At 63.8% G+C, this 26,993-nt stretch carries 32 protein-coding genes and 1 pseudogene; 15 read left to right on the top strand and 18 right to left on the bottom strand.

Annotated features, from left to right (window positions below; genetic code table 11):
* The coding region (locus tag AB2U09_RS06945; protein ID WP_459191979.1) for a Fe-Mn family superoxide dismutase at positions 1-171 on the top strand (171 nt) is incomplete at its 5' end.
* A gap of 114 nt (positions 172-285) precedes the next feature.
* Here the strand turns inward: AB2U09_RS06945 and AB2U09_RS06940 are convergent.
* From AB2U09_RS06940 to AB2U09_RS06930, 3 genes are read right to left on the bottom strand one after another with little or no spacing between them, the layout of a single operon-like run.
* Entirely contained in the window at positions 286-834 is a 549-nt protein-coding gene (locus AB2U09_RS06940) for a DUF7261 family protein (RefSeq protein WP_459191978.1), read from the bottom strand.
* The gene (locus AB2U09_RS06935) at positions 831-1,283 is read right to left on the bottom strand and encodes a DUF7262 family protein (protein WP_459191975.1); all 453 of its coding nucleotides are present in this window, start codon (positions 1,281-1,283) and stop codon (positions 831-833) included. The genes AB2U09_RS06940 and AB2U09_RS06935 overlap by 4 nt, the downstream gene beginning before the upstream one ends.
* Complete coding sequence (locus AB2U09_RS06930) at positions 1,276-1,998, bottom strand: DUF7263 family protein (RefSeq protein ID WP_459191974.1); 723 nt, start codon at positions 1,996-1,998, stop codon at positions 1,276-1,278. Before AB2U09_RS06930 ends, AB2U09_RS06935 begins: the two co-directional genes overlap by 8 nt.
* 75 nt (positions 1,999-2,073) lie before the next feature.
* Here AB2U09_RS06930 and AB2U09_RS06925 point away from each other — a divergent pair, with 75 nt between their 5' ends.
* Positions 2,074-2,283 carry a hypothetical protein gene (locus tag AB2U09_RS06925; protein WP_459191973.1) on the top strand — a complete coding sequence of 70 codons (210 nt, stop codon included), beginning with the start codon at positions 2,074-2,076 and terminating at the stop codon, positions 2,281-2,283.
* Between the two features lies 1 nt (position 2,284).
* Here the strand turns inward: AB2U09_RS06925 and AB2U09_RS06920 are convergent, their stop codons facing one another.
* From AB2U09_RS06920 to AB2U09_RS06900, 5 genes are all read right to left on the bottom strand, one after another.
* Entirely contained in the window at positions 2,285-2,737 is a 453-nt protein-coding gene (locus tag AB2U09_RS06920; RefSeq protein WP_459191972.1) for a DUF7266 family protein, read from the bottom strand.
* A gap of 43 nt (positions 2,738-2,780) precedes the next feature.
* Complete coding sequence (locus tag AB2U09_RS06915) at positions 2,781-3,530, bottom strand: DUF7289 family protein (RefSeq protein ID WP_459191971.1); 750 nt, start codon at positions 3,528-3,530, stop codon at positions 2,781-2,783.
* Positions 3,527-5,449 carry a type II secretion system F family protein gene (locus AB2U09_RS06910; protein ID WP_459191970.1) on the bottom strand — a complete coding sequence of 641 codons (1,923 nt, stop codon included), beginning with the start codon at positions 5,447-5,449 and terminating at the stop codon, positions 3,527-3,529. The genes AB2U09_RS06915 and AB2U09_RS06910 overlap by 4 nt, the downstream gene beginning before the upstream one ends.
* Positions 5,439-7,832 (bottom strand): type II/IV secretion system ATPase subunit, encoded by a 2,394-nt coding sequence (locus AB2U09_RS06905; RefSeq protein WP_459191969.1) that lies wholly within the window; start codon positions 7,830-7,832, stop codon positions 5,439-5,441. The genes AB2U09_RS06910 and AB2U09_RS06905 overlap by 11 nt, the downstream gene beginning before the upstream one ends.
* A gap of 154 nt (positions 7,833-7,986) precedes the next feature.
* Positions 7,987-8,439 (bottom strand): hypothetical protein, encoded by a 453-nt coding sequence (locus AB2U09_RS06900; RefSeq protein ID WP_459191968.1) that lies wholly within the window; start codon positions 8,437-8,439, stop codon positions 7,987-7,989.
* Between the two features lie 311 nt (positions 8,440-8,750).
* On the opposite strand from AB2U09_RS06900, the pseudogene AB2U09_RS06895 reads away from it, so the two are divergent.
* Positions 8,751-9,503: pseudogene (locus tag AB2U09_RS06895) on the top strand (pirin family protein).
* A gap of 175 nt (positions 9,504-9,678) precedes the next feature.
* Here the strand turns inward: AB2U09_RS06895 and AB2U09_RS06890 are convergent.
* Positions 9,679-10,476 (bottom strand): hypothetical protein, encoded by a 798-nt coding sequence (locus AB2U09_RS06890; protein WP_459191967.1) that lies wholly within the window; start codon positions 10,474-10,476, stop codon positions 9,679-9,681.
* A complete protein-coding gene (locus tag AB2U09_RS06885; RefSeq protein WP_459191966.1) occupies positions 10,473-11,057 on the bottom strand; it encodes a flavodoxin domain-containing protein in 585 nt (194 codons plus the stop codon). The genes AB2U09_RS06890 and AB2U09_RS06885 overlap by 4 nt, the downstream gene beginning before the upstream one ends.
* Before the next feature lie 730 nt (positions 11,058-11,787).
* Here AB2U09_RS06885 and AB2U09_RS06880 point away from each other — a divergent pair.
* Entirely contained in the window at positions 11,788-11,943 is a 156-nt protein-coding gene (locus AB2U09_RS06880; RefSeq protein WP_459191965.1) for a hypothetical protein, read from the top strand.
* 114 nt (positions 11,944-12,057) lie between these two features.
* On the opposite strand, the gene AB2U09_RS06875 is transcribed toward AB2U09_RS06880, so the two are convergent.
* The 7 genes from AB2U09_RS06875 to AB2U09_RS06845 form a co-directional block, all read right to left on the bottom strand.
* Positions 12,058-12,453 (bottom strand): DUF7968 family protein, encoded by a 396-nt coding sequence (locus AB2U09_RS06875; RefSeq protein ID WP_459191964.1) that lies wholly within the window; start codon positions 12,451-12,453, stop codon positions 12,058-12,060.
* Positions 12,453-13,487, bottom strand: a complete 1,035-nt coding sequence (locus AB2U09_RS06870; protein ID WP_459191963.1) for an NAD(P)/FAD-dependent oxidoreductase — start codon at positions 13,485-13,487, stop codon at positions 12,453-12,455. Before AB2U09_RS06870 ends, AB2U09_RS06875 begins: the two co-directional genes overlap by 1 nt.
* A complete protein-coding gene (gene trxA, locus AB2U09_RS06865; RefSeq protein ID WP_459191962.1) occupies positions 13,488-13,847 on the bottom strand; it encodes a thioredoxin in 360 nt (119 codons plus the stop codon).
* Between the two features lie 261 nt (positions 13,848-14,108).
* Positions 14,109-14,513: a helix-turn-helix domain-containing protein gene (locus AB2U09_RS06860; RefSeq protein WP_459191961.1), complete on the bottom strand. Its 405-nt coding sequence runs from the start codon at positions 14,511-14,513 to the stop codon at positions 14,109-14,111.
* A 170-nt stretch (positions 14,514-14,683) separates the two neighbouring features.
* A complete protein-coding gene (locus AB2U09_RS06855) occupies positions 14,684-15,145 on the bottom strand; it encodes a YeeE/YedE family protein (protein WP_459191960.1) in 462 nt (153 codons plus the stop codon).
* A 2-nt stretch (positions 15,146-15,147) separates the two neighbouring features.
* On the bottom strand, positions 15,148-15,702 hold the full coding sequence (locus tag AB2U09_RS06850) for a YeeE/YedE family protein (RefSeq protein ID WP_459191959.1): 555 nt from the start codon (positions 15,700-15,702) through the stop codon (positions 15,148-15,150).
* An 11-nt stretch (positions 15,703-15,713) separates the two neighbouring features.
* Positions 15,714-16,907: an MBL fold metallo-hydrolase gene (locus tag AB2U09_RS06845; RefSeq protein ID WP_459191958.1), complete on the bottom strand. Its 1,194-nt coding sequence runs from the start codon at positions 16,905-16,907 to the stop codon at positions 15,714-15,716.
* A gap of 243 nt (positions 16,908-17,150) precedes the next feature.
* Here AB2U09_RS06845 and AB2U09_RS06840 point away from each other — a divergent pair, with 243 nt between their 5' ends.
* From AB2U09_RS06840 to AB2U09_RS06805, 8 genes are all read left to right on the top strand, one after another.
* Positions 17,151-17,396, top strand: a complete 246-nt coding sequence (locus AB2U09_RS06840; RefSeq protein ID WP_459191957.1) for a sulfurtransferase TusA family protein — start codon at positions 17,151-17,153, stop codon at positions 17,394-17,396.
* A gap of 2 nt (positions 17,397-17,398) precedes the next feature.
* Positions 17,399-17,998: a DsrE/DsrF/DrsH-like family protein gene (locus AB2U09_RS06835; protein WP_459191956.1), complete on the top strand. Its 600-nt coding sequence runs from the start codon at positions 17,399-17,401 to the stop codon at positions 17,996-17,998.
* A 151-nt stretch (positions 17,999-18,149) separates the two neighbouring features.
* Complete coding sequence (locus AB2U09_RS06830; RefSeq protein WP_459191955.1) at positions 18,150-18,884, top strand: DUF2270 domain-containing protein; 735 nt, start codon at positions 18,150-18,152, stop codon at positions 18,882-18,884.
* Positions 18,885-19,031: 147 nt separating this feature from the next.
* Positions 19,032-19,418, top strand: coding sequence for a DUF302 domain-containing protein (locus tag AB2U09_RS06825; RefSeq protein ID WP_459191954.1), 387 nt, complete (start codon positions 19,032-19,034; stop codon positions 19,416-19,418).
* 109 nt (positions 19,419-19,527) lie between these two features.
* Positions 19,528-20,397 (top strand): DUF7351 domain-containing protein, encoded by an 870-nt coding sequence (locus tag AB2U09_RS06820; protein ID WP_459191953.1) that lies wholly within the window; start codon positions 19,528-19,530, stop codon positions 20,395-20,397.
* A gap of 211 nt (positions 20,398-20,608) precedes the next feature.
* Positions 20,609-21,529: an ABC transporter ATP-binding protein gene (locus AB2U09_RS06815; RefSeq protein WP_459191952.1), complete on the top strand. Its 921-nt coding sequence runs from the start codon at positions 20,609-20,611 to the stop codon at positions 21,527-21,529.
* Positions 21,526-22,398, top strand: a complete 873-nt coding sequence (locus AB2U09_RS06810) for an ABC transporter permease subunit (protein ID WP_459191951.1) — start codon at positions 21,526-21,528, stop codon at positions 22,396-22,398. Before AB2U09_RS06815 ends, AB2U09_RS06810 begins: the two co-directional genes overlap by 4 nt.
* 243 nt (positions 22,399-22,641) lie before the next feature.
* Positions 22,642-23,457: a CPBP family intramembrane glutamic endopeptidase gene (locus AB2U09_RS06805; RefSeq protein WP_459191950.1), complete on the top strand. Its 816-nt coding sequence runs from the start codon at positions 22,642-22,644 to the stop codon at positions 23,455-23,457.
* Here the strand turns inward: AB2U09_RS06805 and AB2U09_RS06800 are convergent.
* Entirely contained in the window at positions 23,437-24,003 is a 567-nt protein-coding gene (locus tag AB2U09_RS06800; RefSeq protein WP_459191949.1) for an ArsR/SmtB family transcription factor, read from the bottom strand. The two genes, AB2U09_RS06805 and AB2U09_RS06800, sit on opposite strands and share 21 nt — an antisense overlap.
* Before the next feature lie 157 nt (positions 24,004-24,160).
* On the opposite strand from AB2U09_RS06800, the gene AB2U09_RS06795 reads away from it, so the two are divergent.
* The 3 genes from AB2U09_RS06795 to AB2U09_RS06785 are packed head-to-tail and all read left to right on the top strand — an operon-like array spanning position 24,161 to position 26,978.
* Positions 24,161-24,376, top strand: coding sequence for a heavy-metal-associated domain-containing protein (locus AB2U09_RS06795; RefSeq protein ID WP_459191948.1), 216 nt, complete (start codon positions 24,161-24,163; stop codon positions 24,374-24,376).
* Positions 24,377-24,380: 4 nt separating this feature from the next.
* On the top strand, positions 24,381-26,300 hold the full coding sequence (locus tag AB2U09_RS06790) for a heavy metal translocating P-type ATPase (RefSeq protein ID WP_459191947.1): 1,920 nt from the start codon (positions 24,381-24,383) through the stop codon (positions 26,298-26,300).
* 24 nt (positions 26,301-26,324) lie between these two features.
* On the top strand, positions 26,325-26,978 hold the full coding sequence (locus tag AB2U09_RS06785; RefSeq protein WP_459191946.1) for a hypothetical protein: 654 nt from the start codon (positions 26,325-26,327) through the stop codon (positions 26,976-26,978).
* Positions 26,979-26,993: the final 15 nt, after the last annotated feature.

The raw sequence follows: 26,993 nt of genomic DNA, 5'->3' as shown, positions 1-26,993 counted from the left end.
GGCGCGCTGTGGGGCGCACACCCCATCCTCGCGCTGGACGTCTGGGAACACTCCTACTACTACGACTACGGCCCCGACCGCGGCAGCTTCATCGACGCCTTCTTCGAAGTCGTCGACTGGGACGAAGTCGCCGACCAGTACGACACCATCGTCTCCCGCATCGAAGGCTGAGGCGACGCTGCGGTGGGCATCTTTCTTCGCTTCTTGAGACAGGACCCGACGCGTTCTCCGTGGAAACTGCTTATTTCGGGGTTATTGACTCTAAATATCGGACTGGACGGTGGGTCAATCGACCGATTCGACGGCGAACGAGAGCCGGGATCGCTCGTCGTCCGTCGTGGTCTCGAGGTCGTAGCCGACGGCGAGAACGAGCGTTCGCCGATTGCGTTCCTGAATGACGATGCCGCGATCGGCCTCACAAGAGCCAAACTCTCGCCCGGGTCCACTGGGACAGTTGGCGCTTTCCCACTGCCGGGCGATGGTCTCGTTGAACGTCGCCGTGACGACGATCCCCGATTCGACGTGGGCACGCTGTAGTTCGGCGAGTTGCGGTTCGATGCGGTCCCGCGCGGCGGTGACGGCCTGCCCCCGCTCGTCCCACGTGTACTCTCCACGGAGAGAACGGGCAGCCCTGTGAGTCGTCCGTTCGAGATACGACTGTCCGTTCCGGACTACGTTCTCATCAGCGCCCGCCGACGTGACGTCGGCGTGGTAACCGAGTTGCAGGTACGCGACGAGCATCGCGACCAGCGCGAGTGCGACGACGACGCCGGCGAGCAGGACCATCTGTCCGCGACGGTCCGCAGTCGGTCCCGTTAGATCCCGGACGATCACGCGTACCACACCCTGATCGTCAGCTTCCCCGACCGTGTCGGCACGGATGCGATGCCCGTCTCGACGCGAGCGGGTTTCGAGTAACCGACCTCGCCGTAGGGCGTCTCGACCCTGAACATAACGTTATCCGGTAGGATCCGGGTGACCCGCCGTTCCAGTGCCTTGCGTTCGCGTTCGAACGCCTCCGCCGAGCGTGTCATCTCGGACAGGCGAGTCCCGCCTTTGTGCCGGGGTGGTTCCTGAACGAGAATCGTCACGGCGTCCTGCGCGTAGGCGTCGAGTTGTTGTTCGGCGGTGTTCGGCGTGGAGACGCCGAGTGCGAACCCAGCGATAACGCCCAGAACGAGTACCACTGCAAGCGCGCCTTCGACCGCAGGCATCGGTAGCTGCGCACGCTCGGTTTTCGACGGTCCAGATGGTTCCTTGCCGTCAGCCCACGAGTCAATCATCGACGGTCACCCCGAGTTGTGTCTTCGTGGTGTTCCCGGGTGCGTACGTGATCGTTACGTCCCCGCGTTCGAGGGTCCCGTTCGCGAGGAAGGTGAACCGAACCGTCTCCCGTCGCGAGACAGAGACCGTATAGCGTCCGTCGAGTCCGGAGGAATCGGAGAGTACCGTTCGATCGTTGGCGCGGACGCCGTCGATAGTCACGTTTTCGCGCGGACTGATGTCGAGCTCGACCCACGGCGTCCGTCGCGGAAGCGTGACTCGATTCGTCGCCGTGAACGACGGAGTCATCGTCTCGTTCGTCCGTCGCTCGACGAGTACGATGCGGCGTCTGGTCGTGCCATCCGACAGTGGTCCGTCCGCCGCGAGAACCTCCTCACCGACAGTGACCCTGAACGAACGATCGGCGAGCACCGGATACTGAGTACGCATCGTCGCTGCATCTACGGTATCGAGTGTCCCGCGGTCGAGAACGTTCGAGCGGTTCGTCAGCGGCGATTCCGCACTCACGACCCGATCGGCAACCGCGGTCGCCGCGTGCCGTTCACCGGTGTCACGCATCTCACTCAGCAACGCCCCGTTCGCGACGGCGACACCGAGGACGGTCACTGTCGTCAGCGCGAACAACGCGGCGGCCAGCGCAGTGAGGTTTGCCTGTCCACGACCCTGTCCCGCAAAAGCACGTGAACTGACTGGTATCGGAAGCCACTGGCTCATACGAACCACCACCGATAGTCGAGGTCGGACCCGAGAGCGACGGGATTTACGGGCGAGGGGGGCGACGGACCGTTCGTGCCTGCCGAACTGACGCCCGATTTTCCGTTGTTTCTCGGCGGGATGCTCGCGGCGATCTGTGGGGCCGTCGCCGCGCTCGTATACGTGGTTGCACTCCCTGGATCACCGGCCGTCGGGCTCGCATACGGGTTCGCAGCGCTCGGCGCGACGTTTTTCGCACTGGGCGCGGTCGCCGCCGGCGGCCTGTGGTTGTTCGGTCGATCGTAGCTCATCGCGGCTCCCCGTCCCCGAGTTCGACGACTAATTCGTCGCTGTCGCTCCGGATGGCGACGATCGTCTGCGCACCACTCTCGGATCGGCCTTCGATACGATCGACTCGCGACGGGACCGACAGTCGGAGTCGTCCGGACAGGGACTCCGTCGGATGGTCGAGAACGAGCGTCTGGCCGTCGATCCGTAACACGTAGCTCGCTCCGGCAATGGAGTTTGGCAGGTCTATCGCCGTCCGGACGGACACCTCGCGGGCAGCGGGGGGAATAGCGTGTTCGATCTCCTGGCCGGCAGTGGCGAGAACACGATCACTGACTTCGGCACCCGTCGCCGTTCGATACCCGGGGACGACGTTGCCGAGTAGTGCGGTCGTGAGCAACCCGATGAAGAGGACGACGATCCCGATTTCAAGTGTCTTTCCCACTGCTGGCGTCACCCCGCGATCCCCCATTCCGATTGTCGGTCCCCACACGCGTGTGGCCGCCGGGGTTGGTTTACGCATGTTCCACCTCCAGTCGCATGGTGTGGTCGACGACGTAGGCTCGACGGGTACCCGGGTAGGACGCCACGACGCTGACGACCCCGTCACCGTCGATGTCCGTCTGTCGAACGGTCGCTCCTCGTTCGGCGAAGTACCGCTCAAACGCGGCCGGTGCGCGCGTTTCGATAGCGACTTCGTAGCTTCCCCTCCCCAGGGATCGGCGATCGTGGGTCACGTTCGTCTGCAGTCGTGCAGCGACCTGTCCGCCGCCGACCGCTGCGTTGCTCGCCGAGAGGTTCCCGATGCCGACGACGAGGACGTCGTCCGATGCGGACCCGACAACCGGTGGGGGTTCGACGAACCAGGCGTTGTCCGTTCGTCCACGAACGACGGCCCCGGCCACGGACGCTACCCTGTGGTCGTCGTTCTCGTAGACCAGTGCCCCGACGTCGGCGCTCGCGACCATCCCGCTCCCGTCGTAGACTCGCATCTGTCGTTCGGCGGTGAAGAGCCGTCCATCGCTGAATCGAACGTCTACCGTCCGAAAACCGGTCGTCTCGACCGGTTCGATCCCCGAGCGGAGGTCTTCGGCGACACGGTCGGCGTCGGCCCGGGCCGCGTGGCCATCGACGATCGTCCCGACACTGGCGGTCAGGACGCCGAGCGCGACGACAGTCATCCCGAGAAGAAGCGCGACGCCCACGACACTCGACTGTCCGCGGCCCGCGTCGGTCGAAGGTTGGGAATCTGTCGACGAACTCATAGCATCCCAGCTCCCGCGAACACCGCGTAGGCGAGGCCGACGAGTCCGGCCGAGTGCAACAGTGCCTCGTAGCGCCCCCGACTTGCCATCCCAGCGAACCAGCCACAGGAGAGCATCGTCGCCTGCGTGACGAGATAGAAGCGCCACCGGTCGCGAGCCGGTTCGACGGCGTCGGGATCGAGCGCGAGCCCGCTGGCCGCGCCGTCGAGGTTCGAGACCGACGCGAGCTGTGAGAAGCCGTCGAGCACCGACGCGTTGACGGCCACGACGATCCCGAGGACGAGAAGCCCCGTCGTCCACCCGACCGCGACGTAAACGAGAAGGGTCGATCGAAGTCGCTTTTTCTCGTGATAGAGCTGACCAATTTCGGTCTGTAAGGCCTCGAAAACCTGTTCTGTGTCGCTTCCGGATTCGAGTGCGCCGACGACGAGACCGATGGTCTGTTCGGCCATCGGCGTTCCCACGTCGTCGACGAACTTGTCAAGTGCCGCCGCACGCACGTCCCCATCCTCGGAGCCTGCGTCCGTCGTCAACGAGAGCGAGAACGCGAGCGATTCGACGTCCGACTGAAGCGCACCGTGGTCGACCTCGTCGGCCACCGCCCTGACGGCAGCCGAGAACGGCCGACCGAGCGCGACGTGACCCGCGATTGCATGGACGAAATCGCGGATCTCGCGGTCTTTCGCGTCGTCAAGCCGTGCCCGCCGGACCGCTACGAATCCAACTGGCAGTCCGAACCCGACGTAGCTCAAGAGGAGAACGTTCGCGGGAGCATACTCTAATGTCCAGAATAGGGCGCCGAGTCCCACCGCGAAGGGCCCGCAGAGGACGGCTGCGCTCGCGGGATTCACCGGAGCAGTCCTGACCAGTTCGGTAATCCCATTCGGGAGGTCGTAGCGAGGGATCGCGTGTTGGTTCGGCCGGAGGCTAGCGACGATCGCGGCCGTCGCGATACCGACGCCGAGGACGAACGCGATTGCGCTGTAAATCAGGACCTCCCGAACGGTCACGATGCCGAGCGGCGTCACGATCTCCCGTGACAGTCCAGGCGCGAGGACGCTCATGACTGTGATAATGAGGACGGTCAGAGCGGGAAACACCAGCAGGACGACGAACAGCTCAGCCAGCAGTTCCAGGTAGCCGGCGACCCTGTCGTGGGTTCGGGACTGCTGGTGTGAGAGGAGCCGGCTCTCCATGCGGAGGTACTCGGCGAGTGCGTCCGTCCCCTGGTTTGCGTGTTCCCGGTATTTCAATAGAAACGGCGCGAGCTGGTCTCGAGAGGGCGTATCACGGGCGACGAGCTCGAGTCCGGCGTCGAGGCTGCCGGTGAGCGCAGCCTCGTTGAGTACCCGTCGGAAGGCGGTCGCCGTTTCGCCGTAGGCCTCCTGGTCGGCGACGCGCTGGAGCATCGTCCGCTGGTCGCTACTGCCGGACGCGAGTACCCGGAGATACCGCACTGCTCCGGGGAGCGTCGTCTCGATGTCCGCTCGCCGCGCGTCGGCCTGCCAGCGGAGATAGGCGCCTCCGGTTCGAACGACGCCCCATCTGATGACCCCAGCCATCACTGCGGCTATCGCGACGGCGACGACCACCGACGGGACCCGTGGAAGCGCGAGACGGTCGAGAACGGGAACGGCCTGGTGAACGAATCCGACTGCCGTCTCGAGCGTACCTGTGGGGAGGACCAACACCAGAGTCGTAGTGAGCGCGAACGCCAGCCCGGCGACCGCCCACGAGAGGCCGTACACTCGCGAGATGTAGACGTCGAAACTGGTCCCGAGGCTCGCTGCTCGGTACCTGTGCCGGTCGCGATCGTGTTTCGCGCTGTCGGCGCGTCGAGAGAAAAGCGCATAGAGGGCGCGATCGACGAACGCGAGCGAGGTGACGGTGCCAGTCCGCTGTTCGTCCTCAGTCGCCATCGGAGTCCACCTCTGGCTCCTCCTCCCCAGTCTGTCGTGGCCGGGACTTCGGCGGGAGTTCGGAACCACCGGAAGTCGCGGCCGCCTCGTCGAGCGTGATCTCCGCACTCCGCTGCCGGAGTGTGGAATTACCGGGCGCTTCTCCGCCGGAATCCATCCCGTCGGGTTCGGTCCGTCGAGCCGTCGTCCGCTTGCGGATCCGCTCGACGGTGGCCGCTTCGTTCGTTTCGAGGTCGGCGAGGAACGCGAACAACTCGTTCCCGTCCGTCACGTTCTCGCGTTCGAGGTACTTGACGTAGCGGTGTCTGCGGTGGAACGCGTCTTCGACGTCGGCGACTGGGCTGTCGGTCAATCCGGCGAGCCGCTCGAACACCTCCGTTTGAACCTGTCGCTCGCCGTCTCCGAGATCGGGATGTTCGTACGCGAGGTCGTATCCGCCGTCGTGAGTCCGTCTCGCGACGGCGTTCCAGTAGACCGTGGTCTCCCCCTTGCGGACGACCCCACAGGCTTCGTCAGCCCGTTCGCGTTCGAGGTCGCGGAACGTGGTCTCGTCGACGAATTCCACGACCTCACCGACGTACCGGTCGCCGTCGACGTTCCGCGGGAAGACCAGTAGATCGATCTCGTCGAGGAGATACGTGGGGACGTTCTGTTCGACGACGCGATTGACGAGCGTCTCGACGTCCGCGGCGTGAGTCGTCCCGATCACGCCGTGACCGGTATTCAATACCTCAGCGAACGTCTCGAAGCTCTCCGGCGTATTGATCTCCGCGATGAGTTCCACGTCGGGATTCAGGTAGTTCGTCTCGGTCATGAGGTCGGCCATCGTCACGCGTTTGTACTCGTCCTGATGCTCGCGCGTGGTGAGCGAGACTCCGGTCTCGTGGGGGAGCCACACTTCTCGGGACCCTTCGTCGATGCTCACCGGTCTGTCGCGGAAGCTGATGAACGGCATGTGGGCGTTCATCAGCGTCGTCTTCCCGACGCCGGTCGGGCCGCAGAAGAGGACGACCCCCTGATTCTCGTAGAGCTGCCAGAGCAGGGCGACAAGTTCCGTCGGGAGACTGTCCCGTTGGAGCAGGTCGACGGGCGTCATCACGTCGGGCGCCTGCTTGCGGATGGAGATGTGCGGTCCGTCTTCGCTGACGGTCGGAAGCGCAACGGCACACCGAATCGTCTCGTCGACGCCGGGCGGGCTGAGATTCACCTTCGCACTCGGGTTCGACGCGTTGAGTTCGGTCCCGTCGTCGGCGGCGAGTTGTTTCACGACGTTGACGAACTCGCTCTCGTCGTCGAAGGCGAGGTTCGTCGGGATCCGCTCGGTGTGTCCCACCTCGTCACGCGGGACGACCTTGACGCGTTCGCCGACGCGGTTGGCCTCGATGTCTTCGAGGAGGTCGTCGCGGATCGGGACCGTCAGTTTCCCGTAGCCGACGTAGTCCCGGAGGACGTAGTAGACGAGATCGTCGAGCCGATCGTCGGCGTACCGGTCGTCGATGGGAGGGATCGCCAGTCCCCACTCGGCGAGTACGGTCCGGACTCGATGGCGGGTTACGTCGAGCCAGGCGCGCGTGTTTCGGGCCGTGAGTCGCCGCGAGAGTAGATCGCTTGCCCGCTCGCGGACGAACGCCGCCTCGTCCTCAACGACTCCGTCGACGTCGGTCTCCCAGATCCGCTCTTTGCACTCGGCGATCAGTTCGGGGTCGCCCGGCAGGAGGTCGGGTTCGCGGACTGCATATTTCGTGATGAAACTGTCTGTGCCGAGGATGTTCTCCCGGTAGACGACGACTGGAATTTCGAACCCGTGGAACGCGACGGTGTGGCGATCCAGTCGCTCGCTGGCGAAGCGGTCGAGGAACTCCGGGTCCGGTGGTAAGTCTGTCTCAGCAGGCGCGAAGTCTTCGGTGTGGACGACGACCTGGTCGTCTGCGACGTCGGCGACGTCGATGCGGTCGTCGAGGGCGTACGGTGTGAGCTGGCCGAGACAGCCGAGTTCGGCGAGTGCGTGGTACTCGATGCGCCGCCGTCCGGTCGGCGAGGCGTCGACTAACCGGTCGATCACCCGCCTGTGCTTCTGGTCGAACCCCTCGGCCATCCGCTCGACGGCGCCTTCGCGGGTCCGCGGCCGTTCGAGGCTTGCGTCGGCAAAATACGAGAGGACGCGGTCGAGTTGCTCGCGCTGGCCGTCGGTGAGGGAGGGGCCACGAACCTCGTAAGAGAAGTCGGATTCAGTCTCGCGAATCGTCACGACGACGCCCGGCGCGACTTCCCGCTGCGACCGGACGTCGGGTGCGTACCACGCCTCGGGGTCGTCCGGCGGCAGCGGTGGCGCGACTGCACCGCCGTCCCCCCGGTCGGCGAGTTCGAGTCGCTCTGTAGACATCTACTCCGGTTTGGCCGCGCTTTTTGGTATAAACTCTTGCACGACCCGCCGGTCCCGGTCGTCTGGCCGCTACCGAACCGCCGTTGCTATCCACATAGCCGTCTCTCAACCGATTGGACGGGTAATCTATCCCCCGGTGATCTGTAGCTCGGACTCATACTTTCCCGGTAGCGGCCGGAACGACAACTGGCAATTCGGTTTCGTTCGAGACGCTTCGTTCGGTGTAGATGCCATCCGGCGATTGGGAATCCTTGACGAACTCGTAATAGCTCACGTCGATATTTTCGTCCGCCCAGAAACTCGGTGAGTGTACTATCACGTGTTTTGGAGTCCTGTTGGTAGTCATGGAGACAGCAGTCGATCTGCCCAGTTCACCGATGTTTTCAGAATCGATCACGGTCCCGTTCGCGGTGAAGAGATACACCGAGACGTTCCGGTAAACTGTATCTGTATATCCCGTGTTTGTAACTTCCCCGCTAAGGGTGAACTGTGACTCTGTCGCGTTCAGTTCTCCACTGAAGTTAATACTGCCTCCCGAGTCCCCAGCGGGACAGCCGCTGATTGCGATCGAACCCGCGACGACAAGCAGGAGTATCCGTGTCTTCATTCTCAGCTGTACTCCTTTACTGTCATGAGTTACTCTATGCTGTATACCTGTACCCTGTATCCTTCTAATAGACAGATCTTCGAGTAGTTCGACGGTATTCGACAGCGAGAGTCCGCAAGGTGCGAATGAACACCGAGATCCAAACCGGTCCAGTCTCTCTGTCCACTGAGGCGGCTGATTTCTGGCGTAGGAACCAAGAAATACGTCCCCTCACCTTTCACGCGTCACTGAACACGACCCGAACGAAGGGTCTCGTGGGCAGCACGCGCACCTTTTGTGTCTCGGGTCACTACCGGAAGACAACCAATCGCATGGAATCCGAATCGACCCCGAAACTCCACAAAGCGCCGCGCTCGGAGGTTACGCAGAATCAGGGCACGTTCCGGACTCGCTTCAACTTCCCCGGTCGGAACCACCCGGACCACGACGACCACGGCTACGGGCCGCTCGCGACCGTCGTCGAGTCGTTCATGGACCCGGACACGCTCATCTCGATGCACCAGCACCGCAACGAGGAAATCGTCTCCTGGGTGCCCGCGGGCGTGATGCGCCACGACGACTGACAGGGCAACGATCTGGTCACCGACTCCGAACACCTGCTGGTGATGAACGCCGGGAGCGGCTTCTGGCACGCGGAGCAAACGCTCGCCGAGGATCCGCCGTTGCGGATGCTCCAGATCTTCGTCCGGCCGCACAGCCTCGACCTCGAACCGGGAATCCGGCACAGCCCGCTCCCCGACCCGGTCGCCAACGAGTGGCGGCACGTCTTCGGTCCCGAGGGATCGGACGTGCCGTTCACCGTGCGCAACGAGGTCGACCTGTACGACGTGCGCCTCGACGAGGGAGCGACCGTCGACCTGCCCAGCGAGCCGGCGTCGGACACGTACTTCTACGTCTTCGAGGGGGCGATCGAGGCCGACGGCACGGACTTCGAGAAAACCGAGAGCGGCCTCCTCGTCGACGGGACCGACGTGCCGATCACCGCCCGTGAGGACTCGGTGGTCGTGGCCTTCCGCATCGACCCCGATGCCCCGATCACGCGGCAGGGGACTATCGGTCGGTGAACTGAGCGAACGCGGTTGGCTTCGGGAACTGGCAATGTCGGCGGGCTCGAGCTACTACGAACGGGGTGGCACTACGATGGCTGCACGGACTCACTCTACTTCGACCGGAGTCTCCACAATCCACAAGTTACCCTCCGGAGACCGATCCATCGATTTGTTCGGCCCAACTCGTGGGTCAGTTCTGGTTCGACCTCGGAGATTTCCCACCACCGGAGTTCCGGGTTCCGAGTCGATAGAGGCGGACGCCAACCAGGATTTGCCAGAGGACGAGCGAGAGGCCGGCGACAGGCAACAGGTAGATCGCGACGCCCGCAACGAACGCGAACGACCCGACGTACGCCAAGTCGAAGATCGCGGCCAACATCCCGATCGCTGCGGTCACGTTGCTGAAGTCGCCGCTCCGTCGCATGGCTACGGAGAAGGTCGATACCCCAACTGCGAGGAGAAAGTACCGCCAGACGTGGCCCGTACTCGCGTATGGCGCCGATGGATCGTTCGAAGCGAGGGTCGCTCGCCCCGCTGCCAGGAGTACCGATCGTTCGGCGTTCGTGGTCGCTGACGTATATTCGACGCTGAGCGAAAGCATCGTGAGCGCTGAATTCGACGTGATGCAGACCACGACTCCAGCCAGCCCAGCCGCGACCCCAACGAGGCTGAGAGACCGGTCGATAGGCCGCAGGGCAGCGAACAATGCGAGGAAGACGAGGCCGACGAGCACGCAATTGACGACGTCGAAGAAATCGAGGTAGAGAAGACCGAGGAGGGGCCGAGCCTGCAAGAGCGAATACCAGCCATCGACAGTGGCCGGTTGCTGACGAGAGACGAACAGGGACACCTCCGGGCCGAGATTCCGCCTGAAGATCAGTGCTGCGAGGAGCGCAGCAACACTACCGGCTTTATACAGCCGCTGCCACTCCGTCTGTCCGACGTTGCGGGCATCTGGCGTTCCGCCATCGTCGGTACTAGCGCTCACTCGTCGACGGTCGATCCAGCCGCCACAGTTGGCGGGCTGATCCCGAGTCGTCCTTCGACGAACGCCGCGAAGTCCGCGGCAAAGGCCTCCACGTCTTTCCAATCGGTGAACTCCACGTCTTCACTCGTCGAAACGTCGGGCATGGTCCGCTTGATAATCTGTTTCATGAACAGGCGCTTCAGGAACCCGTATCGTGAGTAGGCCAGCGCGCCACCGAACTGCCCGATCCTGTCGGGATCCCAGCCGGTCTCTTCCATAAAGTTCTCGACGTAACTCGCCGCCTGTTCCTGCCCTTCGTCCGTCGCCGACGACAGCGAAACCTGGAAGAAGCCCGTCGGGCGGTCCGAGAGCGCCGTGCGTGCCGCCGTCACGAACTGCTTGACCGCTGATTGGTGCTTGCCGGCGTGGATCGACGCGCCCACGAGCACCGCGTCGAAGTCAGAGACGTTGGGGTCAGGCTCGTCGGCGACATGGATCGTCGTCGCATCGTGACCTCTGTCCGTGAGGACCGTGACGATTCGTTCGGCCACTTTGGCTGTTTGACCCTCGCCCGTTCCGTAGACAACTACGAAGGATGCCATACCAGTCCTGTTGTATGTTTGTCCTGAAGTCCGTATCTGCAGACTAAGCGTCAGGATATCCTCTCTTGGTCGCGAATCGCGCGCTGAATACGCGCCCTGTATTTACGCACGGCGGAGAAGAGCGGATCGATACCTCCAGCGATCGGATCAATCGATGCCGACGGGTGGCTGCTGTGGTCATGTGAAATCAGCGTTCTACAGCCCGAGTATCGATATCGGGCAGGACCCTGAGAGTCACGAGTCCGACAGCAAGACCGGATGAGCGGGCCGCCCCGATCGCCCGGGACCAGTTACTGAGTGGTTACTGTCGTCGCTCTCCGTTTGGAAGCCGCCTTTCTGAATCCGATGGCCCGATCCGAACGGCCCTGTCGAGATAGGATACGAATAAATAACGCCTGTCGCCCTGTGCATCTTATCGGACAAATCGATACCCCCAGAGGCGCAGTCTCCGGATGTCAGCCCGAAATGGACCCGTCTCTTACTGGGGTGTCTCCTGTTTTTAGGGATCGGCGCCCTCTACGGTGGCAGTAGTCTAATCTTTGATCCGTCCGGTGGAGTGCTCGGACTCCCATCTGCGTGGATTCGGGACACGATTTTTAGCGATTACCTCCTCCCGGGCCTCGTTCTCCTGTGGGTGTTAGGCGTCGGACCGTTCGTTGTCGCGTACGGCCTCCTTCGTCGAAGGCTCTGGGCCTGGCCTGCTGGGGTCGGACTCGGGACGGCGACGGTCGTGTGGATCGCCGTTCAACTCCTCGTCGTCCGGCGATACTTTTTCCTTCAGCCCGTGATCGCTGCCGTCGGCGTCGCCATCGTTGTTCTCCTCGGGCTTCCCTCGATGCGTCGCTACTACCGGGCGTCCCAGTCGCTGGAAGCGCTCGGTCTGTGACGTGACTGTGGGTACTACTACCGATTGTCGTTCACCACGTTGCTCGCGTGCCGCCTGCCGGGGCTACCGACGACCACTTCTCGTCCAGATGTCCGAGACCGGGACGGATGGCCGCTATTCAGTGTTGGATCCTTCGACCGGCTCGGCGTCTGTGGCTTCGACGATATCCTTCCGAGGAACGAGGTCGATGGTCGTTTCCGATCCGATAGCCGTTCCGCCATCGACGCGCTCGACGCGGAGGATCACGTCCTCGGGCGACGCACAGCCGCAGTTGACGAACTCGTTCCACTCGTCGCCGACTGAGACGGGACCGGCGTGGGCCCAGCGCAGGTATCGGCGGTAGGGCCGCTCGGTCATGTTTTCGCGCAACCAGTCACTGTCGGCGATCCACCAGTCGTCCGAGTCGGCGTCCGACTCCGGCGACCGGAACGAGACGAGTATCCGGTCCGCCTGGTCGCCGACGGTCGCCGGGTCCGTCCTGTTCCAGTTTCGTTCTTCGTCCGCACCCATCAGTCGTCGGCCTCCACCGATACCGACTCGGCGGCACGAGTCGCCGCGTCGCGCGCTTCGAGCCACGTCTCGGCGTCGAGCGCCGCCATACTTCCCGTTCCCGCGGCGGTGACCGCTTGCTGGTAGGTGGCGTCCATCACGTCGCCCGCGGCGAAGACACCCTCGACCGCTGCGGCCGTCGTTGCCCACTGCTCCCCGTCGGTCGTTCGGACGTAGCCATCGCCGTCGAGTTCGACCGGCGTGTCCCGAAGGAAGTCGGTGTTGGGGCGGTGACCGACGGCATAGAACACGCCCTCGACGTCGACGGTTTCGACTGCGACGTCCACACCATCTTCGGCCCTTTCACGTGGGTGTCCCTCTGGGTGTGAGAGGAGCGTCGCGCCTGTCACGCCCTCGTCCTGTGACCCCTCGATAGCGTCGAGTTCCGTGTTCCAGGCGAACTCGATGGCGTCGTGGTCGCGGGCCCGTTCGGTCATGATCTCGGAAGCCCGGAGTTCGTCACGCCGGTGGACGACCGTCACAGTGTCGGCGAATTTCGCGAGGAAGAGCGCTTCCTCCATCGCGCTGTCGCCGCCCCCGACGACGAGCACGTCGTCGCCACGATGGAACGCGCCGTCGCAGGTCGCACACGTCGAGAGCCCGTGTCCCATCAACTCGTCTTCGCCGTCGGCGCCGACCCAGCGTGCGCTGGCGCCAGTAGCCACGATCAGCGCGCGGGTTCGAAGCGTCTCTCCGGTCGACAGCGACAACTCCAGCGGCTGCCCGTTCAGGTCGGCGGACTCGATGCTGCCGCGCTGGAACTCGGCGCCGAACCGCTCGGCCTGCTCTTTCCCGCGCTGGATCAGCTCGATGCCGTCGACGCCCTCGGGGAATCCGAGGTAGTTCTCGACGTCGGTCGTCAGCGTCAGCTGGCCGCCGGGCTCGTCGCCCTCGAGTACGAGCGGTGCCAGGTCCGCTCGAGAAGCGTAGATCGCTGCCGAGAGGCCGGCAACGCCCGACCCGGCGACGACGAGGTCCCTCGGGGTTCCGGACATTTACTCGGCGTACCGCTCGATCAGCGAGCGGAGCTGTTCCTCACTCTGCGCGCCGACGACTTCTTCGACCTGCTCGCCGTCGGCGAACAGGACCAGGGTCGGGACACCGCGGACGCCGTACGCACCGGCGAGTGGTTGGTTTGCGTCGACGTCGATCTTCGCGACCGCGGCATCGGTCTCCGCGGCGAGTCGCTCGACGACGGGTTCGAGCATCCGGCATGGACCGCACCAGTCGGCGTAGAAGTCCGCGAGAACGATGCTGGTGCCATCGACCAGGGCATCGAGTTCTGACTCGCCGTCCACGTGGACTGGCTCGTTCGGCGTTTCTGCACTTCCATCGGTTGCAGTGTCGGTTGCCATCACTCCATCGTACGCACCGGCAATAGTTAAGGGTTGTGTGTATATCATACAATATTGGTGGGCGAAAAGTACTGGACAGGTCCTCAACGTTGCGTCCGGTGAGTGCGCTGTTCGGCGCTGTTTCGGGAGTATTGAACCGGTTACGCGGGAGATGTTCTCGGGAGCGAGTTTCGATGGGAGTGTACCAGGCAAACTCGGCAGAAGCGAGCGTTCGAACGATCCGGTGGACGATCGACGGAGAACTGCGCTGGGGCGACCGCGTTAGCTTTCGGCCGACTGAGCCGCCGCGTCGGTCTGCTCGTACTTGGTTTCGAACTCCTGGATGAGCTGACCCATCTTGGCGTACCAGTCGTTGAGCAGACGCTGCATGTCGTCGGCGATCTTGGAGGGGTCGGTCGGCGAGTAGACGTGGTAGTACCCGCCCTGATCGTAGTTGACCTGGTCTTTCTGGATGAACCCCGTCTGGAGGAGCCGCTGGACGGCCCGGTAGGCGGTCGAGCGCTCGCGATCGACCGCTGCGGCGATCTCGTCCACGGTGAGCGGTTCTTCGGCCTCGACCAACGCTCTGAAACACTCCTTGTCGAGTTGCTTCAACCCGTGGAAACACTCGAGTAGCCCCTCACACTCCATGTCCTGCTGCAGTTGCTCCGACATCGAATCCGGCATTGTTCTCTCGTAGAGGTATGGACGAGCTGGTTAAAAGACTTGTGTAGGGAGCGCACAATCGCGTGCACGCTACGGATAGGTGCGGACGGGTGTCCCCGGGCACCGCCGACGGCGGACCGAGACGGTGGTCGACTGGTGTCCTCGCGATCAGCGACCCCGACGCCGGGCGGTCAGTCGGCGCTTCGTGTCGCCGGTGTTGCGTCGAGCGAGCGACTGCGCCAGTAGCCCTGAACGTAGGCGCCGACGAACATGCCGGCCAGCGCCCAGAGGATCGCGACGTTGCCGACCCCGAGACTGGCGTACGCCGCGCCGGGGCAGATGCCCGATAGGCCCCAGCCGACGCCGAAGATCGCGCCACCGATCAGGACGTTGCGGTCGAACGGCTTCAGGCGCCGCTCGTACGCGTCGCCGGTCAGCGGTGCGCGATCACGGACCCGGGGAAGCAACGCGAAGGCGGTCCCCGATACCACCGCGGCGCCGAACATCACGAACAGCAGCCCGAAGTCCTCGAACTGGAGGAAATCGAGCACGACCTCCGGGCGCGCCATCTGGCTGAACCCGAGCCCGAACCCGAAGATCAGGCCGCCGACGAAGATCAGCGGTTTGAACAACGGGTGCCGTTTTCCGCTCATCGTTACGGTGACACCCCGAGCGCGGCGACGACCTGTGCCGTCCCGATCGCAACGGTCAGAAACGTCAACACCCCTATCAGCGACGTCTTCGACGCTGAACCGACGCCACAGACGCCGTGGCCGGACGTACAGCCCTTGCCGACCCGGGTCCCGATCCCCACCAGGACGCCGCCGACGAATAGCCGCCAGGGCTGGACGTCGGTCGACCACAACGTGATGCCGGCGACTTCGTACAGGTCGCCGGTCGTACCGGGTTCGTACAGCGACGTCGTGACGACGCCGGACTGGACGGTCGCCGCGAACGCCAGCGCGCCAAGGACGATCCCCGCCGTGAACACGAGCCGCCAGTCCCGCGAGGCGACGTACTGCTGAAACTGCGGTCGGTCGGAGACGTACGAGAGCGTCGACTCCAGGAACGTGCTCGCCCCAGCCGGGATCCCGGTGCCGAGGTAAATCACGACGGTCCCGAGACCGACGAGCAGGCCGCCGACGGCGTAGCGGCTGATCCCGTCGGGGAACAGTTCGGTGGCCAGCTGCAGCACGACGAGATCAGTCATCGTCGGTGACTCTAGTCACCGGCGAGCGATTCCTGACTCGCGGCGCAGTTGTTCGGGCCGAGTTCGAGCGTGAACGCCTCCTCGTCGTCGACCTCGTTCTGGCCGAGGTTCGTCGCGATGATCGCCTCGTAGTTGGCCGGCCGGGGTGGCATGTCCGTGAGGATCAGGTCGACGAATTCGTCCTCGGTCATCGTCAGTGCGTCCATCTCTGCGACGAGGGTTCCGAGCGGCGCGGTGAAGCTGCCGTCGGCGGCGGGCTCGGCCGCGTTGCTAAAGTGGGCGCCACCGACGAGAGTGTCGTCCGGCAGCGACAGGATCCGCTCCTGTAGCGATTCGTAGAGCATTCGGGCGGCCTCGGGTGCGCCCTCGTCGCCCTCTTCGAGGTCGGGGCGGGCGACGCTCTCGACGAACAGCCCGTCACCAGTTGCGAGCAGCCCGTCGTCGATCAAGTACGAGGTCATGCCCGTGGTGTGTCCGGGCGTGGCGATCGACTCGATGGTAGCGTCGCCGACTCCGAACTCGTCGCCGTCCGCAGCGGCGGTGAGTTCGTCGGCGTCGGTGACGCCGCGGTCGACCGCGGCCTCGGGGATCACGCCCTCGACCCCCTCGTCGTGGAGGGTTCGGACGCCCGAGATGTGGTCCGCGTGGATGTGCGTGTCCAGCGCGTACGTCAGTTCGACACCCAGTTCCTCGGCGTCTTCGAGGTAGCGGTCGGAGAACGCACGGAGGGGGTCGACAACGGCAGCTTCATCGCCGTCGTACAGCAGGTAGCCCAGACAACCCGAGGAAGGACGCTGGTACTGTACCAGCGTGCCAGCCCCGTCGTACCCCTCGACCTCGACGGCCTCGTAGATGCTCGCCCAGCCGTTCATGCCGTCTTCGAGGTGGCGGACATCGTAGCCGCGCTCGATGAGTTCGCCGGCGACGTACTCGCTGGAACCGCCCTTCGCGCAGACGACCGTGATCTCGCGGTCGTCTGGGACTCGTGCGAGGATCTCATCGTCGATCTCGTCGTTGAGGAACTCGAAGTAGGGGACGTTGATCGACTCGACGGTCTCGCCGTCGATGCGCCACTCCTCGTACTCCGAGTTCATCCGCGTGTCGAGGAGCACGAGGTCCTCCCCCTCGTCGATCTGCGCTTTCAGCGTCTCCGGCTCGATCGAACCGACCTCGACAGCCGGCGTCGGAAAGTCTGCTGCGTTCATGGTGTACGCCATAGGGTAACGGAAGGATTCACAAAAGTGTTTGCATAGTATTTACTGGATCAAACAATATTGTGTCGCGCATGCTGTGTCGGTTCAGTGTGGGGATTTCTGGCTAATGGTTCCTTATGCGCAATTATTGGCTAAATGTGTTGGTCTGTGGGGCCGACCACAACCGATATATTTTTGCAGAATCGTACAATATTGTGAATTGGCTCCAATACGAAGCACTGGAGCAACTAACCAATGAGCTCAGAATTTGACGTCACGGAGACGCTCGACGTGAAAGGTGAATCGTGCCCCATGCCGGTCGTCAAGACCAGGTCTGCAGTCGACGAACTCGAGACGGACGACGTTCTCGAGGTGTTAGCGACCGATTCCGGCAGCATGAGCGACATCGACGGCTGGGCGGACAGCACGGCCGACGTGGAACTCCTCGAGCAGGTCGAGGACGGCGACGTGTACAGGCACTACGTGCGCAAGGAGGAGTGAAGATGAGCACCGAACCGCCTGACGCGACGGCCGAGGACGGCGATCAGACCACGGAAGCGGTTCCGACGCGCGCGGCGTTGGCAGCCCGCGTGGAGGACCTCGAAACGCGGCTCGCCGAGGCGACCAGCGATTCCGGCGATGGCCAGCAGAAGATGTCGATCATCGCGACGAAGGGGACGCTCGATATGGCCTACCCGCCGCTGATTCTCGCCAGCACTGCGGCCGCCTTCGGCTACGAAGTGACTGTCTTCCACACGTTCTGGGGGCTGGAAATCCTTCACGAGGAGCGTTCGAAGCACCTCAAGTTGAGTGCCGTCGGCAATCCCAACATGCCCGTCCCGAACGTCGTCGGTGCGCTTCCCGGGATGGACCGCGTGACGACGAAGCTGATGGAGCGGAAAATCGAGGAGAACGAGACTGCATCGATCGAGGAACTCATCGAAACCTCCCTGGACATGGGTGTGGAGTTCCAGGCCTGCCAGATGACTGTCGAGCTGATGGGCTACGACGAGGAGGACTTCTACGACGGTGTCACCACCGGTGTGGGCGCCGCGACGGCGCTCCAGGACATGGCCGAGGCCGACGTTCAGCTCCTCGTGTGACGCCCCCGTTCTCCGCTCGCGAGGCCGTAGATGCGACACAGGGATTGCAGATCATGGACAATACAGAACCCAACGACGCTGTGGACGAGTTCGATACGACCGGTGACCCAATCACGGATACGTCCTTCCAGACGGGGGTGTTCCCGCTCGGATGACTTCGCCACCGGAGGACGAACCGGGACAGCGTCCCGAAGCGAATGATACTGGACAGGTACCCGAGGAAACGGCGTCGCCGTACGTCGGGTCGGGCCTTCTCGACGAGGAGATGGGACCGAGTTCTGCGATGGCGCACCTCTATCGCGGTGAGATCCACCGGATGAAATTCTGGCGTGAACGACTCGACAGGACGACCAACTGGGCGGTCATCGTGATCGCGGCGCTGCTCACGTGGGCGTTCTCCAGTCCGAACAATCCGCACTACATCGTCCTCATCGGTGTCGCGACGCTGACGGTCTTTCTCGTCATCGAAGCGCGACGCTATCGGGGCTACGATATCTGGCGGTCGCGCGTCCGCACGCTCCAGGAGAACGTCTGGGCGTACGGCCTCGATCCCGAGGGCGGCGTCGCCGACGAGGAGTGGCGGGTGCGGCTCGGCGACGACTACCGGACGCCGACACTCAAGATCGCCGCCGAAGAGGCGATCGCTCACCGCTTGCGGCGCGTCTACCTTCCGCTGTTCGTCGTGCTACTTGCCGCATGGATCGTCCGAATCACTGCGTTCGCGCCCGAACGGTGGACCGAAACGGCGGCCATCGGGACGATTCCCGGTCCCGTCGTCGTCGGACTCGTCGGCGCCTTCTACGCGGTCGCACTCGCCATCGCGTTCCGGCCGCGGACCTGGCACGCGCGGGGCGAACTTCGCGCTGAAGATCTCCGAAAACGATGAGAACCGATCTCGTTTTCGAACCGACGCTCATCGATCACGCTCCACCGCAGTTCTCCCAACCAGCGACCGAGGGCGTATCTGATCGTTCTGACTCGGCAGTCCGAGGCCGACCCAACAGTCATTACCGCTGCGATAGTATTGTTGAGTATGGGATATACAATACAAACTACGGTGGACGGCGAGTTCGACGACGTCGTCGAGCGGACGATAGGCGCCCTGGAAGACGAGGGATTCGGAGTACTCTGTGACATCGACGTTCAGGCGACGTTCGCGAAAAAACTCGACGAGGAGTTCCGCCAGTACCGGATCCTCGGCGCGTGCAATCCGCAACTGGCGTACGACGGACTCGGAGACGAACTCGAACTGGGAGCGCTCCTCCCGTGTAACGTCGTCGTGTACGAGACCGACGACGGACCGGTCGCGGTGAGCGCGGTCGACCCGGCGAAACTCGTCGGTATCACCGACAACCCGGAACTCGACCCGATCGCTGCGGACGTCTCGGAGCGGTTCGAGCGCGTGCTCGACTCGCTTTGAGCGGTCCCCGACGACCCAGCGGCGATTCTTCTGGGTGTCGGATGGAGCCAGTTTCCGTTTCGTCTGGCGGAGTGCCCTTTCATAGGGGCGGCGCACAGAGTTGCGACCGATGGATGACGGAGTTCGCGGCGGTGAGGTCACGCAGGAGGTGGTCGACGCTATCGCAGCGCTCGGGAACCGGCAGCGACTGGAGATCCTGTTCGCCCTGGCGGCCGCAGCGTGGAAACACCAGCAGCAGTGGCAGACGCTGACGTTCAGTGCACTTCACGAGGCGATCGACATCGAGAGCTCGTCGCAGTTCTCGTATCACCTCGATCAACTCGTCGGACAGTTCGTCAGCGAGACGCCGGACGGGTATCGACTCACGTACAGCGGTCACAGGATCGTACGAACGGTCCTCTCCGGGCTGTACGAGAGCACGTCGACCTTCGAGGACAGGGCCGTCGACGGCGCGTGCGTGTTCTGCGAGGAACGGTCGCTTCGCGCGAGTCTGGAAGACGAGCAGTTCCTCGTCAGGTGCGAGGGCTGCGACTCGGTCCTCGTCACCGACTACTTTCCCCGGAGCCAAGCGCGCGGCCGGTCGCCATCGGAGGTGATTGAAAGCTTCGGCGCCCGGACCTGGAGCGCGTACGTGTTACTCCGCGGGGGCGCCTGTCCCGAATGTTACGGCCCAGTCGAGACTGCGGTCGAATCACACGAACGCCGTGGAGAGACCCGATACACTCACCGAGGCGCCTGTCAGGAGTGCCTGTTTACGGTCCATCTGCCGGTCGAGGTATCCGCAGTGTTCCATCCCGCAGTCGCCGACCTGTTCCGCCGACACGGTGTCTCGGTCGTGGACATCCCGCTGTGGAACTCTTCGAGTACATCGCGTCCGGTGCGATGGAGACGGAACGTGTCTCTCACGACCCGACAGAGTTGCGCTGTACCGTCGCCCTTGAAGGCGACTCGTATTGTGTCGGAATCGACGAGACACTGAAAGCCACTCTTCTCGATACTTCCGGCCAGTGACTCCATCCCAACTGTTCGCCGGATCGCCCTCCATCGGCACCCATTCCTCCTCAAATATGTTTGAGTTGTGTGCCTGTCAAGTGTAACAATTGTAACAAGACTTAACTCGCGATAGCGCCTCGATTTGGCTATGGCATCTGTATCACTCGTGGTGGACGGTCAGGACGGGAGAGCGAGCGATGGCGGCGATTGAGATCGACGGGCTGACGAAGCGATTCGGGAACGTCGTCGCCGTCGACGGCCTCGACCTGACAGTCGAGGAGGGCGAGATATTCGGCTTTCTCGGCCCGAACGGCGCCGGGAAGTCGACGACGATCGACATCCTGCTGGATTTCATCCGTCCGACAGCGGGGACCGTCACCGTCCTCGGACACGACGCACAGCGCGAGGGCGAGGCCGTCAGACGGCGCACAGGGGTGCTTCCGGACGCCTACCACGTCTACGACCGGCTCTCCGGTCGCCAGCACGTCGAGTTCGCGATCGACATGAAGGACGTCGACGACGATCCGATGGCACTGCTCGATCGAGTCGGGATCGCGGACGCAGCCGGACGGAAAGCCGGGAACTACTCGAAAGGGATGCGCCAGCGGCTGGTGCTCGCGATGGCGCTGGTCGGCGACCCCGATCTGCTGGTCCTCGACGAACCGTCGACGGGGCTTGACCCCAATGGCGCCCGCGAGATGCGCGACATCATCCGGGCGGAGAACAACCGCGGAACGACGGTGTTCTTCTCCAGTCACGTCATGGAGCAGGTCGAGGCGGTCTGCGACCGGGTCGCGATCATCAACCGCGGGCACCTCGTCGCCGTCGACACGATCGACGGCCTCCGTGACGCGACCGAAACTGGCGAGATTCTGTACGTCTACGTTTCGAACCTCGACGACGGGATCGTAGAGCGGGTCGCGAGCCTCGACGAGATCAGCAGTGCGACCGTTCAGGACGGTCGCCTTCGCGTCACTGTCGACGACGTCTCCAAGTTCGCCGCGCTCCACGCCATCGACGCGAACGTCGTCGCGGTGCAGGACTTCTCCGTCGTCGAATCGTCGCTGGAGGACCTGTTCGTCCGCTACACGAACGAAGATCAGGCGGTAGAGGCATGACCTGGGCCACGGTTGCGGAGAAGGACTTCAGGGACGCCGTCCAGTCACGAGCGCTGTGGGCACTCGTGGTCGTCTTCGTCCTCCTCTCGGTCGCCTCGACGTTCGCGTACGTCGAAGTGCCCGAGATGTTCGGCGAGCCGGGCGGCGCGACGTTCGGTGGCCTGATCCTCTTCACCGTCGGGATTACCGGACTGTTCGTTCCACTGGCTGCGATCGTCGTCTGCTACAAATCCATCGCCGGGGAGCGAGAACTGGGGAGCATCAAGCTCCTGCTCTCGCTGCCGACGAACCGGAGAAGCGTGTTCATCGGGAAAGTCGCTGGCCGCGCAGCGGTCCTGTCGTTCGGCCTCGGCGTCGGACTCGTGGTCGGGTTCGGCTTCGGCGCGGTCATGCTCGGGACCATCGACCTCGGTGCGGTTCTGGTCTTCCTGCTCGTGACGCTGGCGTTCGCGGCCGTCTACGCCACGATCGTCGTCAGCCTGTCCGCGACGACGGGGTCGACGACGCGAGCGACGACACTCGCGCTCGGCTTTTTCGTCGTCTTCGAACTGTTCTGGGACGTGGTCCCGACGGCGTTTCTCTACGTCGTTTCGGGGCTCTCGTTTCCGTCGACGTTCCCGGACTGGTTTTACTTTGTGTCGCAGCTGTCCCCGTCGGCGGCGTACTTTTCGACAGTCGTCGCGCTATTGCCCGACATCGCTGGCACGACCGGTGCCGCTCCGTCGGGATCGGGTGTCGACGTCGAGGTGGCACAGGCCGGAACCGACCCGTTCTACCTGTCGCCCGAGATCGGGATCGTCGTCCTCCTCGTCTGGTTCGTTATCCCGCTAGTCGTGGGTTACTTCCAGTTCGACAGCGCCGATCTCTGAACCGCCACCCAACTTGTCGAACCGGCCCTGCTAACCCGGGGTTGTCGATATTGCCGATCGCCGTCTCCGCGCTGCTGGCCGTTACCTATCTCCGCGGAATGGAATCTCCAACGTAGGCCCCGGCGGACAGAATCGTCCCGAACGGAGTCATCTGGGGATCCGAGGTCGAGAGTCTTCACTTTGCGGACAGCGGCGTCTGTCGCCTGCGGGGTTTATCATCGACGCCGTTGAATGCCGGACGCAATGACAGTCGGGAACAACGGAGTGCGCGAGATCGGGCGTGGGTCGGCCCTCCTGTTCGTTCTGGGCCTACTCGGAGTCGTCGCACTGGGAGTATTTTCCGTCCCGGGGCTTAGGGAGGTCCCGGAACTCGCTTCGCTCTCTTTCCCGGTACTCGTGGCGATCGCGGCTGCAAATTCGGCGGTTTTGCTCGTCGTATTCGTCGTCCTCGGAGCCCTGACAGCGCCACGCATTGGCCTCCGATCGCACCTCTATGCGTGGGCAACCGGGGCTGATCCGGAGTGGCAGGAGTTTCGAGTATCCCTCCCGCTCGCGGTTGGCCTCGGTGCCGTTCTGTTCGTGGTCATTACGCTTCTCGATGTGGCGTTCGCCCCGTTCCTCCCAGCGGGACTCGGGGAGGCTGCTTCCGACGCTGAGGCGTTGCGTGCGCTTGCGGAATCCGTTCCGATGCGGTTGCTGTACGGTGGTATCACCGAGGAACTACTCCTCCGGTGGGGCGTGATGTCACCACTCGCCTGGGGGCTCTGGCGAGCGCGAACCCGGCTTGGATCCGCGACTGACCGGCCATCCAGCGGGACGATGTGGGCCGCTATCACCGTCACCGCCGTGCTCTTTGGTCTGGGGCACCTCCCGGCCCTAGCGGCGAGTTTCGAACTCACGACCATGCTGGTACTTCGGACGGTCCTCCTCAACGCGATTGTCGGCCTGGGACTGGGATGGCTCTACTGGCGTCACTCGCTGGAGACGGCGATGGCCGCACACGCTGCGTTCCACGTCGCCCTCGTGGCCGTGTCGAGCCTACTTCTCGTCGCCAACTGACAGCGCGGAAGCGTTCGATCCCTGGCTGTGGTGGTGAGCGCGAACGAACGCACGCCGCAAGACCGTCAAGAGGACGTACGTCTCGTACTTCTGTGTTCGGCAGTGTTCGCAGGGCTGCATGTCCGCGACGATCTCCTCGATCGACTCGTCGTGCTCGTCGGTGAGCGTGGCGAGCGCATCCTCGATCTGGGGTTCGACGGCGTCGATCAGTTCCTCGACGGTGGCGTCGGTGGACTCCGGAAGAGAGTACGAGAGGACGATCGTATTCGCGTGGTAGTACTTGGTCGTCCCGCCGCGACCCTCCTCGAACCGGACGACGTCGACGAGACCGGCGTCCCGTAGTTCGTTGATGTGGTGTCGAACCGTATTCTCCGTTCGGTCGACGCCGCGGCCTTCGAGTTGATCGTGGACCTCGGTCGCGGTCAGAGCTTCCTCCGACAGAATATCGAGGATCATCGCCCGCATCGGCTCGTCGATCGCGTCTGAAACTCGGGGGTCTCGCACCGCGATGTCTTCGAGCCGGTGATCGGTATCGGAACCACTCATGCGGGAACTGAGAGCGAGCACGCGGGAAAAGGTAGCGGGACGAACGCGACCGCGAAGCCCCAGACGACCCGTTTGACTGTTCCAACGACCGATTTCCGTACTCAAACATATCATCTAAAAAATACTTATTGCGATATAGGGGGTAGATCGAACTGTAATGAGCGAAACCACACAGTTCCGCGTGATGGACTTCGACTGTCCGACCTGTGCGAGCACCGTCGAACGCGCCCTGTCGAACGTCGACGGCGTCGGGCGCGTCGAGGTCCACTACGCGACCGGCCGCGTCGAGATCGAGTACGACGACGGGGTCGCCACCCCCGACGCCTTCGCAGCGACCATCGAGAGCCAGGGGTACACCCCTCAGCCCGCCTAAACCCATGGACGGACGAACCATCAGACAGTACTACCGGGCACATCGGAAGGCCGTCGTCACGGCGACGACCGGCCTCCTCTACGGGTGCGGCTGGAGTCTCGGCTACTTCACCGGTCTCGATATCGTGAGCGCCGTCGGACTCGTCCTCGCGACGATCGTCGGTGGGTACGACATCGCCAGGATGGCCTACCACGAGGTCACCAACCGGACGCTCGGTATCAAGACGCTCGTGACGCTGGCTGCCATCGGAGCCGTCGTTATCGGGGAGTACTGGGAGGCCGCCGCCGTCGTCTTCCTGTTCAGCCTCGGCAGCTACCTCGAAGGCCGGACGATGCGGAAAACCCGGACAGCTCTCCAGGAGCTACTGGAGATGACGCCCGACACGGCGACGGTTCGCCGCGGAGGGGAGCTCCAAGAGGTACCTGCCCGTGACGTCGAGGACGACGAAGTCGTTGTCGTGAAGCCGGGCGGGAAAATCCCCGTCGACGGCGACGTCGTCGACGGTGAGAGCGCCGTCAATCAGGCGCCAGTCACCGGCGAGAGCGCGCCCGTCTACAAGGCCCACGGTGACGAGGTCTACGCCGGGACCGTCAACCAGGACGGGGCGCTGGAAATCCGAACGACAGGTGCGGGCTCGGACACGACGCTCGAGCACATCATCCGTCGCGTCGAGGAGGCCCAGGAGGCCCAATCGCCCACCGAGAGTCTCATCGACCGGTTCGCGAGGTACTACACCCCAGCCGTCATCGCTCTCGCGATCGGAGCGTATGCAGTCACCCAGAACGCGATCCTGTCGCTGACGCTGCTGGTAATCGGCTGTCCCGGCGCGCTCGTTATCGGCCCACCGGTTAGCATCGTCTCCGCGATCGGAAACGCCGCCCGCTCGGGTGTCCTGATGAAGGGTGGTGACCACCTCGAACGCGCCGGCAAGATCGACCACGTCGCCTTCGACAAGACCGGCACCCTCACGAGTGGCGAGACCACGGTCGCCGACGTTGAGGGGTTCGGCGTCGCTACTGACGAGGTCCTCTCGCTCGCGGCCACCGCGGAGAAGAAGAGCGAGCACCACCTCGCCGCCGCCATCGTCGACGCAGTTCGCGAGCCTTCGACGGCTATGACAGACGGTGGCGCGACAGTCGCGAAAGCGGACGAGACGGACGCGGGACGCCAGTCGGTGCCCGACCCGGACGACTTCGACGTGGTCGCCGGCAAGGGCGTCACTGCCCACGTCGACGGCCAGGAAGTCGTCGTCGGCAACCGCGCACTGCTGGACGACCGTGATATCGATATCCCGGGTCCGGTCACCGAGTACGTCCGCGAGCGTGAGGAGCGCGGCGAGACGGTCGTCCACGTCATTCGAGATGGAGACGTCATCGGTGCGATCGCGATGCGGGACGAACTCCGAGAGACCGCCCCCGGTGTCGTCGCAGCACTTCGAGACGCCGGCATCGAGACGATGATGCTCACCGGTGACAACGAGCGGACGGCCGCTGCCGTCGCTGCGAAAGTCGGCATCGACGAGTACCGCGCCGAACTCCTCCCCGAGGACAAGCAGACCGTCATCGAGGCCTACCAGGCCGACGGCCACGTTGTCGCGATGGTCGGTGACGGCATCAACGACGCCCCGTCGCTGGCGACCGCCGACGTCGGTATCGCGATGGGCGCCGCCGGTACTGACACCGCTATCGAGACAGCGGACATGGCGCTGATGGCCGACGACTTAGAGCGCATCCCGTACGCGGTCAAACTGAGCAAAGCGACGCGCTGGAACGTCCTCGAGAACGTCGGACTCGCGGTAGTGACTGTGACTGTCCTGCTCGCGGGCGTGCTCACCAGCTACGTCACTCTCGCGTCGGGGATGCTCGTCCACGAGGCCAGCGTCCTTGCGGTCATCCTCAACGGGATGCGCCTGCTGCGGTACTGACGACCGACCACACTCACACTACTCATGACACCAAATTCGACTCCCACCGATGCGGCCACCGCGAGCACCGAACTTGCCGTCGAGTACGACGTCGCCCCCATCGAAATCCGTGACCCCGTCGCGGAGGCGCTCGGCGTCCTCGAACCCGACGACCCGTTCGTCGTCACCTACGCGGACGTGGTGAAAGCGGCAGGCCACTCCTGTCCGACCGCCGCAGGCGCCTTCCGGATCGTACAACTCGGGCTCGAATCCCTGTATCCGGACGGACATCCAGTTCGGAGCAGCATCGAAGTGCAAGCGGGAGGCCCTCGTAACGACGTCACGTACGGCGTGATGAGCCGCATCATCTCGTACGTGACGGGCGCGGCTGGCGAAGACGGATTCGGCGGGCTCGCCGGCGGCTACGGTGGCCGCCGCGATCTCGTTCGGTTCGATGCGTTCGATCCGGAGACCGCGGAACCGACGTTCCGCTTCAGGCGGACCGACACTGACGAGACTATCGAAGTGATCTACCACGGCAGCGATGTGCCAGACGGTGGACCCGCAATCGGGCATCTCCGGCTGATTCTCGACGGCTCGGCAACCGAACAGCAGCGGGCCGCCTTCGACGAGGCCTGGCACCGCCGCGTTCAGACCGTCCTCAGCGACGAGTCGCTGTTCAGCGTCGAACCGGTATAGACGGGCCACGCAGCA

This window comes from Halosimplex yunnanense (assembly GCF_054504345.1).
This window is presented reverse-complemented; position numbering and strand designations above follow the sequence as displayed.

Coding starts and splice junctions, on each gene's coding strand:
- AB2U09_RS06905 (WP_459191969.1), bottom strand. CDS start 7,832: ATGTCTACAGAGCGACTCGAACTCGCCGACCGGGGGGACGGCGGTGCA.
- AB2U09_RS06910 (WP_459191970.1), bottom strand. CDS start 5,449: ATGGCGACTGAGGACGAACAGCGGACTGGCACCGTCACCTCGCTCGCG.
- AB2U09_RS06850 (WP_459191959.1), bottom strand. CDS start 15,702: ATGACTGATCTCGTCGTGCTGCAGCTGGCCACCGAACTGTTCCCCGAC.
- AB2U09_RS06845 (WP_459191958.1), bottom strand. CDS start 16,907: ATGAACGCAGCAGACTTTCCGACGCCGGCTGTCGAGGTCGGTTCGATC.
- AB2U09_RS06900 (WP_459191968.1), bottom strand. CDS start 8,439: ATGAAGACACGGATACTCCTGCTTGTCGTCGCGGGTTCGATCGCAATC.
- AB2U09_RS06870 (WP_459191963.1), bottom strand. CDS start 13,487: ATGTCCGGAACCCCGAGGGACCTCGTCGTCGCCGGGTCGGGCGTTGCC.
- AB2U09_RS06875 (WP_459191964.1), bottom strand. CDS start 12,453: ATGGGTGCGGACGAAGAACGAAACTGGAACAGGACGGACCCGGCGACC.
- AB2U09_RS06840 (WP_459191957.1), top strand. CDS start 17,151: ATGAGCTCAGAATTTGACGTCACGGAGACGCTCGACGTGAAAGGTGAA.
- AB2U09_RS06790 (WP_459191947.1), top strand. CDS start 24,381: ATGGACGGACGAACCATCAGACAGTACTACCGGGCACATCGGAAGGCC.
- AB2U09_RS06885 (WP_459191966.1), bottom strand. CDS start 11,057: ATGGCATCCTTCGTAGTTGTCTACGGAACGGGCGAGGGTCAAACAGCC.
- AB2U09_RS06815 (WP_459191952.1), top strand. CDS start 20,609: ATGGCGGCGATTGAGATCGACGGGCTGACGAAGCGATTCGGGAACGTC.
- AB2U09_RS06820 (WP_459191953.1), top strand. CDS start 19,528: ATGGATGACGGAGTTCGCGGCGGTGAGGTCACGCAGGAGGTGGTCGAC.
- AB2U09_RS06860 (WP_459191961.1), bottom strand. CDS start 14,513: ATGCCGGATTCGATGTCGGAGCAACTGCAGCAGGACATGGAGTGTGAG.
- AB2U09_RS06835 (WP_459191956.1), top strand. CDS start 17,399: ATGAGCACCGAACCGCCTGACGCGACGGCCGAGGACGGCGATCAGACC.
- AB2U09_RS06855 (WP_459191960.1), bottom strand. CDS start 15,145: ATGAGCGGAAAACGGCACCCGTTGTTCAAACCGCTGATCTTCGTCGGC.
- trxA (WP_459191962.1), bottom strand. CDS start 13,847: ATGGCAACCGACACTGCAACCGATGGAAGTGCAGAAACGCCGAACGAG.
- AB2U09_RS06930 (WP_459191974.1), bottom strand. CDS start 1,998: ATGAGCCAGTGGCTTCCGATACCAGTCAGTTCACGTGCTTTTGCGGGA.
- AB2U09_RS06785 (WP_459191946.1), top strand. CDS start 26,325: ATGACACCAAATTCGACTCCCACCGATGCGGCCACCGCGAGCACCGAA.
- AB2U09_RS06915 (WP_459191971.1), bottom strand. CDS start 3,530: ATGAGTTCGTCGACAGATTCCCAACCTTCGACCGACGCGGGCCGCGGA.
- AB2U09_RS06805 (WP_459191950.1), top strand. CDS start 22,642: ATGACAGTCGGGAACAACGGAGTGCGCGAGATCGGGCGTGGGTCGGCC.
- AB2U09_RS06810 (WP_459191951.1), top strand. CDS start 21,526: ATGACCTGGGCCACGGTTGCGGAGAAGGACTTCAGGGACGCCGTCCAG.
- AB2U09_RS06800 (WP_459191949.1), bottom strand. CDS start 24,003: ATGAGTGGTTCCGATACCGATCACCGGCTCGAAGACATCGCGGTGCGA.
- AB2U09_RS06825 (WP_459191954.1), top strand. CDS start 19,032: ATGGGATATACAATACAAACTACGGTGGACGGCGAGTTCGACGACGTC.
- AB2U09_RS06795 (WP_459191948.1), top strand. CDS start 24,161: ATGAGCGAAACCACACAGTTCCGCGTGATGGACTTCGACTGTCCGACC.
- AB2U09_RS06935 (WP_459191975.1), bottom strand. CDS start 1,283: ATGATTGACTCGTGGGCTGACGGCAAGGAACCATCTGGACCGTCGAAA.
- AB2U09_RS06920 (WP_459191972.1), bottom strand. CDS start 2,737: ATGGGGGATCGCGGGGTGACGCCAGCAGTGGGAAAGACACTTGAAATC.
- AB2U09_RS06830 (WP_459191955.1), top strand. CDS start 18,150: ATGACTTCGCCACCGGAGGACGAACCGGGACAGCGTCCCGAAGCGAAT.